This is a genomic window from Miniphocaeibacter halophilus, from assembly GCF_016458825.1.
Lineage (GTDB): Bacteria > Bacillota > Clostridia > Tissierellales > Peptoniphilaceae > Miniphocaeibacter > Miniphocaeibacter halophilus.
On the sequence record NZ_CP066744.1, the window covers coordinates 185,953 to 201,050 of the forward strand.

The window sequence follows — 15,098 nt, forward strand, 5'->3', positions numbered from 1 at the left end:
TTAATTCTTAATATATTTTTTAAGCATTAATATTTACTAATTATAATAAAAACTATAGATAATTACCTTATTTTTATTTTTCTTCTTAACACTATTATAATATAAAGAAATAATATTTCAATATTTTTGTTTGTATTAAGTAATATTATACCTTATTTTTAATATTTGCCAATTTTACCATAAGGTATAGCCCATATAGCAGATATAATCAATCTTCCAATTATTGCAAATGGAGGCCAAAAAAATATTCCTATAAAAACTAAAATATTTACAATTAAGGAAAACTTGCTTCGTCTATCATTGGATAATATTCTTTTGAATTTGGAATCCTCTTCATTGGCTTTTAATAATGTTTTAGATAAAATTCCATAGGATAAACTCCACATAAAATAAACTACAGAATAACAAAATGCTGGCCATAATTTTGTAGGAAATTCACTTATCCAATATGTTACAAAGGGAGAAAGAGTTAACCAAAACAACCAAAAATTATTAGCCCAAACTGCAGTATTACTTATTGATTTGGCTAAAGATAAAAGTTGGTGATGACTTTGCCATATAACAACAACAAATATAAAGCTGGAAATATATGCAATTAAACTTTCTCTAATTTTCCATATTTCATTAATAGATGGTGTTTTAGGTACTTTTAAGTTTAAAACTAACAAAGTAATTACAATGGCTATAACACCATCTGAAAAAGCCTCTAGCCTATTTTTATTCATATACATATAACCACTTCCTAATTTGAATTTACTAGAAATATATTTCCAACTATTAAAATTTTAAAACATATTGTTTAGAATTATAGCAATAGATTAAAAAAATATTACAAAAACTAAATAAAAAGCATCATAGTTTTCTAAAAACCAAAACCATGATGCTTTTTAATGTTTTTATTTTCTATATTTATTAATGATTCTATATTTAAATATTATTTCCTTCTATTTTTTATATTTTATGAAATTGTATAAAAATATAAAAATGATATTGCAGTTAAAATATACATTGTTACAGGTATTTCTTTGATTTTACCAGAAGCTATTTTTAATACTAAATATACTGGTATTGCAACACAAATTCCATTAGCAATATTATTTGCAAAAACCGTAAAAGCTATACATGCAAAAGCAGGAAATGCTTCAGTATAATCATCAAATTTCACCTTACTAATAGCACTTAACATTCCAATTCCTATAATTATAAGAGCCGGTGCTGTTGCTTCAATAGGAATCATTAATGCAATTGGGGTTATTAATAAAGACAACAGGAAACACACACTTGTAGAAATAACCGTTAGCCCCGTTCTTCCTCCTGATTCAACTCCGGTAGAAGACTCTAAATATGTAGTCATGCAAGGAATACAAAATAATGAACCTGCTACTGTTGAAATTGCATCTACCTTAAATACCTTATCGATTCCTGGAAGGTTACCATCTTCATCTAAAAAACCTGCCTTTCCTCCTACCCCTAAAGCTGTTCCAAAGGTAGAGAAAAAATCCGGTACAAATAACGACAGTATAAACGGTATATAGGCAAATTTCAAAGCTCCTAAGAAATCTATTTGCAGAAAATATTTAAAAGGATTAGCTGGCAAAGTAAACCATGTTTCAGGTAATTTAGTTATTCCCATTGGTATACCTATTAAAGTAGTAATTATTATTGAAACTATCATATATCCTGGAACTTTAAGAGTTTTGGTTACTAAAATTAAAATAAACCCTATTATAGCTAATATTACTCCTATACTTGTGAAATCTCCAAAAGCTAAATAATTCTTTCCCTCTACTCCTACAATTATACCTGCATTTCTACATCCCAATAATGCTATAAATAATCCAACACCGGCACTTACAGAATGTTTTAAACTAGCAGGAATGGCCTTTACAACAGCATCTCTTACTCCTAAGTAAGAAATTACAACAAATATTATACCACTCCAAAAGATTACTCCTTGAGCAACTTCTATTGGAATACCTTCATTGGAAATCATACCGGCAACTATACCAACACTACTTAAGCCCGGTCCCAATGCAAATGGTCTATTTGTCACTATTGCCATGGCAACTGATGTTAATACTATAAGTATTACCATTGAAGTTAAAATTACTCCCTTATCTAGCCCAGCAGTCGCCATCATATTAGGAATTGTTCCCAATACATACGCCATTGTTACAAATGTTGTTATCCCTGCTAAAACCTCTGTCTTTATAGATGTATTATTTTTCTTTAATAAAAATATTTTTTCAAGAAATCCTCCATTTACAACTTCTTTATTACTTTTCATATTTAACTCCTATCTATAATATCTCATATAATGGCATAATTTTTGAATTTACCACATCAATTAAACCTTTATCAGTTATTTTTAATTCAGGACTTACTGTTAAAGTTAAAGTTCCAAAGGACATAATTGGATTATAATGATTATATCCTTGCTCTATCATTTTTCCTCTAATACCTGATAGTTTATTAGCAACTTTAGCAATAGGTTCTTCAGATAGTATCCCGCCAACATTTAATTGTAAATCAGCTTGAATTTCTCCCTTATTAGTTACTACCATTCCCCCTTGCATTTCAATTAATCTGTTTAAGGCTAAAATCATATCCTCTACATTTGAACCTGCTACTAGAATATTATGGTTGTCATGGGCGTAACTTGATGCAACTGCACCTTCCTTATGACAGTCACCTGTTAAAAATCCAATTCCTATATTGTTATTTTTACCATATCTTTCAAAGACAGCTGCTAATAAACAACCTGAATCTTCCCATTTTAAAATATTGTTTTCTACAGGCATTTCAATTTGTTTTCTAGAAGTTCTTGTACTTTTATCTTTTAACTCCATTACATTTACAAGGACTTTTTCAACATTTTCTTGTACTTTTATTTTTAAAACATCTTTTTCTTGTTTTTTTATTTTTATGCTGTTATAATATGGCTTTGAAAAATATTTCTTATTATCTTCACTATCAGTAATATTTTTATCATAAATTAATCTACCATTTTTATATGTAGAACTTACAGTAAATTCTTCCAAATTATCCAATAATACAAAATCCGCAAGTTTTCCAGGGGCTATTACACCACGATCGAATAAATTCATCCTCCTTGCCGGAGTATAGGTTGCATTATAAATAGCTTGTTCAGGAGTAAATCCTAATTTAATAGCTTTTCTAACTAAATGGTCTAATTGTCCATATTCATAAAGGGTATCGGTCATAACATCATCTGTAACAAAGGCAAAATATTCATATAAATTATTATCGATAATGTAGTCCATAACTTCTTTATGAAGCATTTTTTCTTGTATTTCCACAAACATTCCATTTTCAAATCTCTGGTGTAATTCTTCTAAACTATGTTCTGTATGGTCAGCATTAATACCAAGATATAAGAATTTTGCTAAGTCTAAATCTACTAGGGCAGGACAATGTCCTTCTATCGGAAAAATTTTATCCGTTTTTCTTAAATCCTCTATAAATTTAGTAATTTCTAAATTATTAGGCTTTATAACTTGTCGATAGTTCATAACTTCTCCAACACAAGCAACGAAAGGGTTTTTCTTTAATTTTTTCATATCTTCGTAATCAATTTTTCCACCTGTAGTTTCAAGTTCTTCTGAGGAGGCTGGTACAGAGCTTGGAATTCCATAAAATATATCTATTTTACTATCTTTTCCAGCATTTATCATTTCATATATTCCATCTATACCTGCTACATTCGCCATCTCATGAGGTTCTGAAACAATAGTTGTTACACCACAACCTGCAATAAAATCACTAAATCCCTTTGGCGATACCATAGAACTTTCAATATGCATATGGATATCTATAAGTCCCGGTACTAAATATCTTTCTTTTCCTTCAATAATCTTTTTAGGTTTTAAAACATTATCATAGTCTTTCCCAATATACAAAAATTTACCATCAACAATGTAAACATTCTTCATATCAAATTTCTTAAAGTAACTGTTATACACTTTTACATTTCTAATTACTAAATCGGCATATTCTTTTAACATTTAAACCTCCTCACATAATAATATTATAGTTACTATTTTAACTGTTATTTAAAATAAAACATTCCCCCTCCTTCTACTCTTTCTGAATTTAAATAACAATTAATTTCCAAATATATATTTATTTTAAATCATTTATATATTATTAACATTTTATTTTGTTCCAATATAGTTATTAAATTATATTATATCATTATTTCTAAGTTTTATCTTGATTTTATAAATATACTTAATAATTTTATTTCAAATAAAAAACACCATAGCTTAACTATGATGTTTGACTAAATATTCTATTGCTTCAATATATCCTTTAAATCCCTTACCCTTTATTGTGGTGACACAGGCCTGTCTTATGTAGGATATTTTTCTAAATTCATCTCTACTATCCGGGTCCGATATATGAACTTCTACTGTTGGTATTCCCACCGCCTTAACTACATCTAATAAGGCTACAGATGTATGGGTGTATGCTGCCGGGTTTATTACTATACCATCATATTTACCATAGGACTCCTGTATTTTATCTACTAAATTCCCTTCATGATTGGACTGATAAAAACTTACTTTTATATTCAATAGTTTTGTCTCTTCTTTTATATAGGCAATCAAATCATCGTAGGTTTCTCTACCGTATATCTCTGGCTCTCTTATTCCCAACATATTTATATTAGGTCCATTAATTACTAGGATTTTCATTAAATGCCTCCACTATTTCATCTACAGCATTTGGTAAATAGATATTATTTACTTTAATATCACTAAAATCCTCATATTTACTTTGTCTTTCTTCTTTTAACTTTATTAGTCTATTTATTCCGCCTTGGGACAATGGTCTTCCCTGTGTTGAAAGTTTTTCTATTTCTCTTTCTACAAGTACAATAAATCCATTTTGTTTTAAAGGATTATAATTTTCTTCATCAAGTACAACTCCGCCACCTGTTGATATTACTACACCGGTTTTTCTTGAGAATTTATGAGTTAGCTCCTTTTCTATTTTCCGAAAGCCTTCTTCTCCTTCACTTTCAAAAATTTGTGGAATAGACATTTTTTTTGCTTTTTCTATTTCCTTATCTATGTCTATAAATTCTTTTCCTAACTTTAGTGCAACTTTTTTCTCCTATACTGCTTTTACCTGAGCCGGGCATTCCAATAAGTATAATATTATGGGTACTTCTGTATATTTTTTCATAGACCTTATCTAATTTACTGTTTTCTATTTTTTTATTTAAAAATATTTCGACAGCTTGTTTTGCTTGTCCTACTAACATTGGAAGTCCATTTATAGTCTTAATTCCAAGTTTTTCACCCTGTAAAATTAAGGCTGTTCTAGCAGGATTATAAACAACATCTGCTACTGCTTCTATGTTTATAAAATTATTTAAATTCACTAAGGACTTTGCTTCTCCAGGGTACATTCCAACAGGTGTACAGTTTATAATAACCTCAACAAAATTATATTTTTCCAAATCGCTAAATTTTATATTTCCCTTTCGTGAAATTATAAGTATTTCTTTAGCTCCTAAGTCCTCAAGTGCTACCCTTACGGTTTGGGATGTAGCACCATCTCCAAGTATGGCTACTCTTTTGTTCTTTATAGTAATTTTGCCTTTTGAAAGCATGTACTTTACACCATAATAATCAGTATTATCCCCATATAATTGTCCCTTTGAAAATTTAACAACATTAACTGCATCTATTCTCTTAGCTATGTCTGAAATTTCATTACAGTATTTCATAACTGTTTTTTTATAGGGTATGGTTACATTAATAGCTTTTAGATTTTTATCCTTTAAAAATTCCTCTATTTCCCCTTCTTCTTTTTCAAATAATTCATATTTGTAGTCTGCAAAATAGCCATGTATTTCAGGTGAAAAGCTATAGGAAAGATGAGCACCTAAAAGTCCATATTCATTTACTTTCATAATTACAACAGCCCTTCTTCCATTATTAAATCCAATATTACAATGGCAACAACTGCTTCTATTACCGGTACTGCCCTTATAGCTATACAGGGGTCATGTCTACCATGTATTACCAATTTTTCTTTTCTATTGGTATTTAAATTAATTGAATCCTGTTCTAAGGAAATAGAAGGAGTTGCTTTCATTGCAACTTTTAAAAGTACCGGCATACCATTGGAAATTCCTCCAATAATTCCACCATTGTTATTTGTTTTTGTTACAACTTTTCCATTAGCAATATCAAAAGCATCATTATGTGTTGAACCTTTTAATTTTGTCCCTTGAAAGCCACTTCCAAATTCAAGGCCTTTTATTCCGGGAACTCCAAATAAAACTTTTGCAAGTTTATTTTCAATTCCATCAAACATAGGATTTCCAAGTCCAACAGGCAAACCAATTACTCCGGCTTCAATTATTCCACCAATGGAATCCTCTTGTTTTCTAATATTATTTAAATATTCTTTCATTAACTCGGCGGTTTCTTCATTTATTACAGGAAAATCCCTATTTGATACTAGTTCTAAATCCTCTTTAGATAAATTTACAAAATCATAGGAATCGTCATTTAATTCACCTAAGGACAATAAATGAGCACCTACAAAAATATTTTTTCTTTCAAGAATTTGCTTAGCTATTCCTCCAACAATACATATTGGCGCTGTAAGCCTTCCTGAAAAATGACCGCCACCTCTCATATCTGCAAATCCCTTGTATTTTACATAGGCAGTAAAATCTGCATGGGAAGGTCTAGGAATTATATCCAAGTTTTTATAGTCTTTTGATCTTTGATCTTTATTAAATATAATAGCTGTTAATGGACTACCTGTTGTTACTCCGTCTACTATTCCGGATAAAAATTCAACTTCATCCGCTTCTTTTCTTTTAGTTCCAAATTTATTTTTCCCCGGTGCCCTTCTTCCCATAAATTGATTTAATCTGTCTAAATCAATTTTTTCCCCGGCCGGTAAACTATCAACTGTACATCCAATTGCCTTACCATGGGATTCACCAAAAATTGAAACCTTTAATTTACTACCAAAACTAGATGACATCTATCTTTCCCCCTAAAGATTTAAAATCCTCATAAAATTTAGGATAAGATTTATTTACAGCTTCTGCATCTTTAATAGTTACATTGTTTTCTGAAATTATAGAGCCAATTGCTGAAGCCATTGCAAGTCTATGGTCATTAAAGGATTCCGTAGTACCACCTTTGAGTTTTCCAACACCTTCAACTGTTAAGCTTTCAGGTCCTTCAATAGCCTTACCACCTAAATTCTCAATCATTTTTCTAGTGGTTACCAGCCTATCGCTTTCTTTTAATCTTAATCTTTTAGCATTTATAAATTCCGTTTTTCCTTCAGCACAAGAAGCAACAATTGACAATATAGGTAAAGAATCCGGAATTTCTGAAATATCTAAAGTTATTGCTTTTAACTTACTCGAACTAACTTTTACATAGTCCTTTCCAACTTCCACCTTAGCACCAAAATCCTTTAATACTTTAACTATTTCCTTATCCCCTTGGGTAGAGTTCATATTTAGCTTTCTTACAACAACTTCTTTTCCTATTGCACCTGCAGCAAGGAAAAACGCTGCATTTGACCAGTCACCTTCAATTGTTACATCACTTGTAGATATATATTTTTGACCTTTTTTAACGAAAAATCCATTTTCAAGTCTTTCTACAACTACTCCAAACTGCTCCATTGCATCTATTGTCATTTCAACATAATTTCCCGATTCTAGTTTTGTTGTTAATCTAATTTCAACATCTTCATTTAATAAGGGAGCTGCAAATAACAAGCCAGATATATATTGAGAACTAACATCACCGGGAATTTCAAAAACTCCACCTTTTAAACCGTTTTTCACAGTAAAAGGCATTTTTTCCTTAGAAAAAGTAGTCCCATGTTCCTTCATTGCATTTATTAAGTCCGACATTGGTCTTTCCGGCAATCTTCCCCTACCGGTAAAATCCACTTCTCTATATAAGGCAGCTGCAATTGGTAACATCAACCTATAGGTAGTTCCACTTTCCATACAGTCCAGCAAAGGAACTGAATTTGTTTTTTCTATAGGCGTAACTTTTATATTAGTTCCGTCTTTTTCAATTTTTGCCCCTAATGCCCTTAAACAATTCATAGTTGTATCTATATCAATTGAAGTTTTTTCCAATACTATATTTGTAGCTTTATCTGCTAGTGCTGCACAAATTAAAATTCTATGACCATGGGATTTAGAAGAAATTGCATCTACTTCACCACTTAAATAATTTGGTTTAATTGAAATATCCATAAACTATTCCTTTCCCAATTCTATAAATTCTTTAATCTCTTCTGTTTTAATATTATATAATTTACACTTTCCGATTCTTTCAGGAATTATTAAATTAATATTACTACCTAAAACCTTCTTGTCCTTTATAGCTTTTTCATATAATTCTTCTGTAGAATACTCTGAATTAATAGGAAGGTTATTCTTTATTAAGGCCTTTTCAATTTTTTCACTAATTCTTTCTTTAGCTAGATTCTTCTTTTCTGAAGCCCTTGCTATTATTCCCATTCCCGCAGCAACTGCATGACCATGGGTTATTTCATAATCACTACACCTTTCAATAGCATGTCCTACAGTGTGGCCTAAATTTAGCAATTGTCTTTTACCTCTATCAAATTCATCATTTGCAACAATATCCCTTTTATGTTCAACACATTTTTTCACTATGTCCATAATATCTTCACTATTTGCTGTAAGCTTGTCTTTTAAAAATCTATTAAATAATTCCTCATCAAATAAAACTCCATATTTTATAGCCTCTGCTATACCATCAGCAAATATTTTCTCATCAAGTGTCTTAAATGTTTCTACATCACAAATTACTTCTATTGGCTGTTTAAAAGCCCCTGCTAAATTTTTTCCGGCTTCTAAATCAATAGCTGTTTTCCCACCAACAGAAGAATCTATTGCAGCAAGAAAAGTTGTAGGTATTTGTAAATAATCTATTCCCCTAAGGTAAATTGCTGCTGCAAATCCTGCAATATCGCCAACAACTCCACCACCTAAGGCAACAATCAAATCCTGTCTATTAATTGTATTACTGGCTAAAAATTCTAAAATTTCGCTTAAAGTATTAATATTTTTAGATTTTTCTCCATTATTAAATACAAATTTATGATTTCTAATTTTATTATTAGATAGTCCCTTAGATATTTCTTCACCATATAAACTGTTAACTATATCATCAGTAATAATTGCAACAGTACAATCTCCCTTTAATTCCTTTATTCTATTAGAAATATTATTTAAAAGATTTCTTCCAATTACAACATTGTATTTTGTTGAAGCATCTATTGGAATCTTAATGGGACTTTTCACTTTTCATTTCTCCTATTTCATTAACTGTATTTCTCACTAAGGCTATTTCCTTCATTAATCTATCGAATTTAGAAGGTTTTAATGATTGTGGTCCATCACATAAAGCTCTTTCCGGGTCATTATGAACTTCAATTAAGAGTCCGTCTGCTCCAATAGCTGTTGCCGCTATTGATAAAGGTTCTACCATTTCCCACATTCCTGATGCATGAGAAGGGTCAATTATTATAGGTAAATGGGTTTTCTCCCTTAAATATGGAACGGCTGTAATATCCAATACATTTCTTATACCTGTTTCAAAGGTTCTTATTCCTCTTTCACATAATATTACATTTTTATTTCCACCAGCCATAATATATTCAGCACTCATTATCCATTCTTCATAAGTTGCAGACAAGCCTCTTTTTAGTAAAATCGGTTTATCTATTTGTCCTAATTTTTTTAACATGGCGAAGTTTTGCATATTTCTTGCCCCAACTTGAAGCATATCCACTTCTTCAAAAAATGGTAAATCCTCTATGTCCATAATTTCACTTACTATTGGTAGTCCTGTTTCTTTTTTAGCCTCCAACAGTATTTCTATTCCCTCATTTCCCATTCCTTGAAATGAGTATGGAGATGTTCTTGGTTTAAAAGCTCCACCTCTTAATAAATTTGCCCCGGAAGCCTTTACTGCCCTTGCTATTTCTAAAACCTGTTCCTTTGACTCAACTGAACAAGGTCCTGCCATTACAGCAAAGTGTCCTCCACCAATCTTTACTCCCCCCACATCTACAACAGATGGTGTTGGATGTAATTTCTTATTTGCAGATTTGTATGGCTCTTGAATTCTAGTTACTGAATCTACAACTTCAAAGGCCTTTACCGAATTCATAGCAATAGATGCAGTGTCGCCAACAAGACCTAAAATAGTGTATGTTTTACCAATAGTTGGTTGAACCTCTAAACCTTGGTTCTCTAACCATTTAATTAATTCCTTTGCATTTTTATCCTCAATACCTCTTTTTAATTTTACTATCATAATTTAACTCCTTATATAATTTATTTAATATTTATATTATAACTGAAATAGTACTTAAACCATTACAGTTTTAATTTTATTTATCTCCTGCATTAAATGTTCAAATTTTTCCGGTTTTAATGATTGTGGTCCATCACATAAAGCTCTTTCCGGGTCATTATGAACTTCAATTAAGAGTCCATCTGCTCCAATAGCTGTTGCCGCTATTGATAAAGGCTCTACCATTTCCCACATTCCCGATGCATGAGAAGGGTCAACAATTATAGGTAAATGGGTTTTCTCCCTTAAATATGGAACTGCTGTAATATCCAATACATTTCTTATACCTGTTTCAAAGGTTCTTATTCCTCTTTCACATAATATTACATTTTTATTTCCACCAGCCATAATATATTCAGCACTCATTATCCATTCTTCATAAGTTGCAGACAAGCCTCTTTTTAGTAAAATCGGTTTATCTATTTGTCCTAATTTTTTTAACATGGCGAAGTTTTGCATATTTCTTGCCCCAACTTGAAGCATATCCACTTCTTCAAAAAATGGTAAATCCTCTATGTCCATAATTTCACTTACTATTGGTAGTCCTGTTTCTTTTTTAGCCTCCAACAGTATTTCTATTCCCTCATTTCCCATTCCTTGAAATGAGTATGGAGATGTTCTTGGTTTAAAAGCTCCACCTCTTAATAAATTTGCCCCGGAAGCCTTTACTGCCCTTGCTATTTCTAAAACCTGTTCCTTTGACTCAACTGAACAAGGTCCTGCCATTACAGCAAAGTGTCCTCCACCAATCTTTACTCCTCCTACATCTACAATTGTATCCTCTGGATGAAACTTTCTATTAGCTGCCTTGTATGGCTCTTGAATTCTAGTTACAGCTTCTACAATATCAAAGGCTTTAATACTATTAACATCTATTATGGAAGTATCACCTACTAAGCCTAAAACAGTATAGGTCTTTCCCTCTGAAGGATGTACTTCTAAATTTCTTTCATTTAACCATTTAATTAGCCTTTTTGTTTTTTCATTTTGTAATCCATTTTTTAATTTTACTATCATAATAAACCTCCCAAAAAATATATATTATTCTTATATAAAACTTATTAATTAAAGGATATATATAAAAAAGACTAGCAGAAGTTAATCTGCTAGTCTCTTTTTTGATAAATGTATATTAATATATCATGAAACTTTTATTTTGCAGCTAACCTCAAAAAGACCTTACTAAAATAGTTAGTAAAGCTAAAATAAAAGTTAAAATAGTTAGCTGCTAAATTATGTAATTTCATGTGAACCACCATTTAATTTATCCTTTCTCACTTATTTGATAAAAATATCAACAAGTAATTTATTGCATTTAATCATAACATAATTTATTTACATTTGCAAATAATTATATAAATTATTTTAATTATTTTAAAAAAGTTAAAATATAATATTAAGATAAGAAACTTGACTATTTATAACTTTTATATTATAGTTTCAGTTATAAATAAATATTAACTTATAAAATGATCAGTACCTTGTTGAGTAGTGTCTTCAAGGGAATTACAACATTTTTTGTTACGGCTGTTAAGTGCCTAACTTAACAAAGAGACTTCTAGTAAAGAAAGGTGGTACCACGGTAACGCGTCCTTTCAACTAGGAGATTTTTTATTTTATGGAGGAAGTAAATGATTAATTACAAATTAGAACATGATAATGTTTTTGATGAATTAGTTGAAAGAGGATACTTTGAACAAGCAACCCATGAAGATGAATTAAGGGAACTGTTAAAAAATGAATCTGTGAAATTTTATATCGGCTTTGATGCCACTGCCGACAGTCTAACTATTGGTCACTTCATTCAAATTATGATTATGATGAGAATGCAAAGACATGGCCATGTACCAGTAGCTTTACTTGGTGGAGGAACAACCATGGTTGGAGATCCTTCAGGAAGATCCGATATGAGAATGGTTATGACTAAAGAAACAATAGAACATAATGCAAAATGCTTTGCAAATCAATTAGGAAGATTTTTAGATTTTGAAAATGATAAGGCCATAATTGAAAACAATGCAGATTGGTTACTAAACCTAAATTTCTTGGACTTTATGAGGGAAATAGGTGTACATTTTTCAGTTAGTCAAATGTTAACCCTAGATTCATATAAAAATAGATTACATGATGGACTTACATTTTTTGAATTTAGCTATATGCTAATGCAATCCTATGATTTTCTGGTTCTATATAGAAAACACGGAGTAAAACTACAAATGGGTGGCTCTGACCAATGGTCAAACATAATTGGCGGCTATAATTTAGTTAGAAAATTAGAACAGGAAAAAGTATATGGAATTACCTTTAAACTTTTAACTACTGCCGATGGTGTAAAAATGGGTAAATCCATGAAGGGTGCAGTTTGGTTAGATGAAGAAAAAACAACCCCTTATGAACTATTCCAGTATATGAGAAATATTGATGATAGAGATGTTGAAAAATTCTTACTTATGCTTACATTTTTACCTATAGAAGAATGTAAAAGATTAGGAGCCTTAGAAGGTGCGGAAATAAATAAGGGTAAAGAGGTTTTAGCCTATGAAATTACAAAATTAGTACATGGAGAAGAAAAAGCTAAACAGGCTTTAGAAACTTCAAAAGCTTTATTTAGTAATAATGCCGTTGATGAAAATATGCCTACAACAGAACTTAGTAAAGAAAAATTTACTGAAGGCGTTGGAATATTAAATCTGTTAACAGAATTGGAATTAACTAAATCCAATGGCGAAGGTAGACGATTAGTCCAACAAAATGGAATTTCAATTAATGGAGTCGTTGTAGATGACTTTAGGAAAAACATTACCCTAGATGACTTTGATAATGATGAACTGGTTATTAAAAAGGGTAAAAAAATCTACCATAGAGTTACAGTTAAATAAGACTAAAATAAAGATAGTATAAAATCATACTATCTTTATTTTTATTATTCCTTTGTTTTTTCTATAAATTCCTTTACTAAATCATATGCCTTCTTATAATCTTCAGAAGATACATAAATTTCTTTTAAATAAATGGAAAATCCACCTATTATTCTCATATAGCCTCCTGAACCCTTATCTTTTATAATATAAGGTATATTATTATCATCAAGAATTTGTTTAACTGTCATATACTTAAATTCATCTTCTGTTTCCAAAAGCAAGACTTCTTTTACTTCAGCATTCATTACAATCCTCCTTATATTTACCTTGAAATTTTCTTATTTTCTTTATACCCATTAATAAAAATAATTTGCTTTACAAAATACATATTCCAATATACATTATTATTGGGAGGTGCACATGAATACAAATAAAAATGAATTATTGGGAACAGAGCCTATAACTAAATTACTTTTAAAGTTTTCAATTCCTGCAATTATTGGAATGATTGTTAACGCCCTTTATAATGTTGTAGATAAAATATTTTTAGGTCAGGTAAATTCCCTTGCCATTGGTGGTGTTCATTTAACATATCCACTAAGTTTGGCAATAATGGCTTTTGCCATGTTGGTTGGAATGGGAGGAAATTCCCTTTCATCTATAAGACTAGGTCAAGGTAGAAAGGATCAGGCTGAAAAAATTCTAGGTAATTCCTTCACTATGCTCGTAGGGTTATCCTTTATTATATTTGCAATTATATTTTTCTTTCTTGAACCGATTTTAAAAATCCTTGGAAGTAAAGAAGTTCTTTTACCTTATGCCATGGATTATATGAAAATTATAGCCATAGGTATACCATTTCAAATGATTGGATTTGGACTTAACTATTTTATAAGAGGAGAAGGTAGCCCTACTATAGCTATGGGAACGATGCTAATAGGTGCTATAACAAATATAATTTTAGACTATGTTTTTGTAATCTTACTTGGACTAGGTGTAAAAGGAGCTGCTTTAGCCACAATAATTGGACAATTTTTTTCTTTTGTTTGGGTTCTAATGTTTTTCTTTGGTTCAAAATCATCTATTAGAATTACTAAAGAAAATATTAAATTGAAATTACATACTGTAGGGGAAATTTTAAGTCTAGGATTATCTCCTTTTGGAATGCAAATAGCTTCCAGTCTTGTTATAACTATATTCAATATACAATTAGCAAAATTCGGAAATGAAAATGCAATAACTGCAATGGGAATAGTACAGAGTATAAGCACTATAGCTTTTATGCCTATATTCGGTTTAAACCAAGGTTCTCAACCAATTTTAGGATACAATTATGGAGCAGAAAAATACGAACGTGTGAAAAGAACTTTAATCTATGCAATTATAATAGCTACCATATACATTTCAATTTGCTACTGTGTAATTATGTTAGCACCGGAATTATTAATAAATCTGTTTATTGTTAATGCTTCTAATATTAACACCATTATGCCAATAACCGTTGAAGCCTTAAAAGTTACATCCTTTGTTTTTCCAATACTGGGTTTTCAAATACTAAGTTCCAATTATTTTCAAGCAACAGGCAAACCTATAATTGGAGTAATACTGTCCTTATCTCGCCAGTTAATAGTTCTTTTACCTGTATTGTTAATACTACCTAAATTCTTTGGACTTTTAGGTGTTTGGCTAGCATATCCTGTATCGGATTTAATTGCTTTTATACTAAGTGTAATATTTTTAACTAAAGATATAAAAAATTTAAATAGGAATATAGACATAGAAAAAGCACAGGAAAATTAATCCTTGTGCTTTTGATTTATCC

At 30.4% G+C, this 15,098-nt stretch carries 14 protein-coding genes; 2 read left to right on the forward strand and 12 right to left on the reverse strand.

Features of this window, described 5'->3' with window-relative positions; translation table 11 throughout:
* Positions 1-158 precede the first annotated feature (158 nt).
* The 11 genes from JFY71_RS00910 to aroF (JFY71_RS00960) form a co-directional block, all read right to left on the reverse strand.
* Entirely contained in the window at positions 159-731 is a 573-nt protein-coding gene (locus tag JFY71_RS00910; protein WP_243661171.1) for a TMEM175 family protein, read from the reverse strand.
* Positions 732-958: 227 nt separating this feature from the next.
* On the reverse strand, positions 959-2,287 hold the full coding sequence (locus JFY71_RS00915) for an NCS2 family permease (RefSeq protein WP_243661172.1): 1,329 nt from the start codon (positions 2,285-2,287) through the stop codon (positions 959-961).
* A gap of 13 nt (positions 2,288-2,300) precedes the next feature.
* Complete coding sequence (locus JFY71_RS00920) at positions 2,301-4,025, reverse strand: adenine deaminase C-terminal domain-containing protein (protein ID WP_243661173.1); 1,725 nt, start codon at positions 4,023-4,025, stop codon at positions 2,301-2,303.
* 261 nt (positions 4,026-4,286) lie between these two features.
* On the reverse strand, positions 4,287-4,718 hold the full coding sequence (aroQ, locus tag JFY71_RS00925) for a type II 3-dehydroquinate dehydratase (RefSeq protein WP_243661174.1): 432 nt from the start codon (positions 4,716-4,718) through the stop codon (positions 4,287-4,289).
* The gene (locus tag JFY71_RS00930; protein WP_338041875.1) at positions 4,699-5,103 is read right to left on the reverse strand and encodes a shikimate kinase; all 405 of its coding nucleotides are present in this window, start codon (positions 5,101-5,103) and stop codon (positions 4,699-4,701) included. Before JFY71_RS00930 ends, aroQ begins: the two co-directional genes overlap by 20 nt.
* A complete protein-coding gene (locus JFY71_RS00935) occupies positions 5,090-5,944 on the reverse strand; it encodes a shikimate dehydrogenase family protein (RefSeq protein ID WP_243661175.1) in 855 nt (284 codons plus the stop codon). Before JFY71_RS00935 ends, JFY71_RS00930 begins: the two co-directional genes overlap by 14 nt.
* Positions 5,945-5,946: 2 nt before the next feature.
* Positions 5,947-7,035, reverse strand: a complete 1,089-nt coding sequence (aroC, locus tag JFY71_RS00940; protein ID WP_243661176.1) for a chorismate synthase — start codon at positions 7,033-7,035, stop codon at positions 5,947-5,949.
* Entirely contained in the window at positions 7,025-8,281 is a 1,257-nt protein-coding gene (aroA, locus tag JFY71_RS00945) for a 3-phosphoshikimate 1-carboxyvinyltransferase (protein ID WP_243661177.1), read from the reverse strand. Before aroA ends, aroC begins: the two co-directional genes overlap by 11 nt.
* A gap of 3 nt (positions 8,282-8,284) precedes the next feature.
* Complete coding sequence (gene aroB / locus JFY71_RS00950; protein WP_243661178.1) at positions 8,285-9,358, reverse strand: 3-dehydroquinate synthase; 1,074 nt, start codon at positions 9,356-9,358, stop codon at positions 8,285-8,287.
* Positions 9,342-10,376 carry a 3-deoxy-7-phosphoheptulonate synthase gene (gene aroF / locus JFY71_RS00955; protein WP_243661179.1) on the reverse strand — a complete coding sequence of 345 codons (1,035 nt, stop codon included), beginning with the start codon at positions 10,374-10,376 and terminating at the stop codon, positions 9,342-9,344. Before aroF (JFY71_RS00955) ends, aroB begins: the two co-directional genes overlap by 17 nt.
* Positions 10,377-10,430: 54 nt before the next feature.
* Positions 10,431-11,432, reverse strand: coding sequence for a 3-deoxy-7-phosphoheptulonate synthase (gene aroF / locus JFY71_RS00960; protein WP_243661180.1), 1,002 nt, complete (start codon positions 11,430-11,432; stop codon positions 10,431-10,433).
* A gap of 614 nt (positions 11,433-12,046) precedes the next feature.
* Here aroF (JFY71_RS00960) and tyrS point away from each other — a divergent pair.
* On the forward strand, positions 12,047-13,294 hold the full coding sequence (gene tyrS / locus JFY71_RS00965) for a tyrosine--tRNA ligase (protein ID WP_243661181.1): 1,248 nt from the start codon (positions 12,047-12,049) through the stop codon (positions 13,292-13,294).
* Positions 13,295-13,338: 44 nt separating this feature from the next.
* Here tyrS and JFY71_RS00970 read toward each other — a convergent pair whose 3' ends face one another.
* Positions 13,339-13,581, reverse strand: a complete 243-nt coding sequence (locus JFY71_RS00970) for a putative signal transducing protein (RefSeq protein WP_243661182.1) — start codon at positions 13,579-13,581, stop codon at positions 13,339-13,341.
* Positions 13,582-13,696: 115 nt separating this feature from the next.
* Between JFY71_RS00970 and JFY71_RS00975 the strand changes: the two genes are divergently transcribed.
* A complete protein-coding gene (locus tag JFY71_RS00975; protein WP_243661183.1) occupies positions 13,697-15,076 on the forward strand; it encodes an MATE family efflux transporter in 1,380 nt (459 codons plus the stop codon).
* Positions 15,077-15,098: the final 22 nt, after the last annotated feature.

What these genes read in the sequence shown, in the direction of transcription:
- JFY71_RS00910 (WP_243661171.1), bottom strand. Translation starts at nt 731, where the DNA reads ATGTATATGAATAAAAATAGGCTAGAGGCTTTTTCAGATGGTGTTATA.
- JFY71_RS00915 (WP_243661172.1), bottom strand. Translation starts at nt 2,287, where the DNA reads ATGAAAAGTAATAAAGAAGTTGTAAATGGAGGATTTCTTGAAAAAATA.
- JFY71_RS00920 (WP_243661173.1), bottom strand. Translation starts at nt 4,025, where the DNA reads ATGTTAAAAGAATATGCCGATTTAGTAATTAGAAATGTAAAAGTGTAT.
- aroQ (WP_243661174.1), bottom strand. Translation starts at nt 4,718, where the DNA reads ATGAAAATCCTAGTAATTAATGGACCTAATATAAATATGTTGGGAATA.
- JFY71_RS00935 (WP_243661175.1), bottom strand. Translation starts at nt 5,944, where the DNA reads ATGAAAGTAAATGAATATGGACTTTTAGGTGCTCATCTTTCCTATAGC.
- aroC (WP_243661176.1), bottom strand. Translation starts at nt 7,035, where the DNA reads ATGTCATCTAGTTTTGGTAGTAAATTAAAGGTTTCAATTTTTGGTGAA.
- aroA (WP_243661177.1), bottom strand. Translation starts at nt 8,281, where the DNA reads ATGGATATTTCAATTAAACCAAATTATTTAAGTGGTGAAGTAGATGCA.
- aroF (WP_243661179.1), bottom strand. Translation starts at nt 10,376, where the DNA reads ATGATAGTAAAATTAAAAAGAGGTATTGAGGATAAAAATGCAAAGGAA.
- aroF (WP_243661180.1), bottom strand. Translation starts at nt 11,432, where the DNA reads ATGATAGTAAAATTAAAAAATGGATTACAAAATGAAAAAACAAAAAGG.
- tyrS (WP_243661181.1), top strand. Translation starts at nt 12,047, where the DNA reads ATGATTAATTACAAATTAGAACATGATAATGTTTTTGATGAATTAGTT.
- JFY71_RS00970 (WP_243661182.1), bottom strand. Translation starts at nt 13,581, where the DNA reads ATGAATGCTGAAGTAAAAGAAGTCTTGCTTTTGGAAACAGAAGATGAA.
- JFY71_RS00975 (WP_243661183.1), top strand. Translation starts at nt 13,697, where the DNA reads ATGAATACAAATAAAAATGAATTATTGGGAACAGAGCCTATAACTAAA.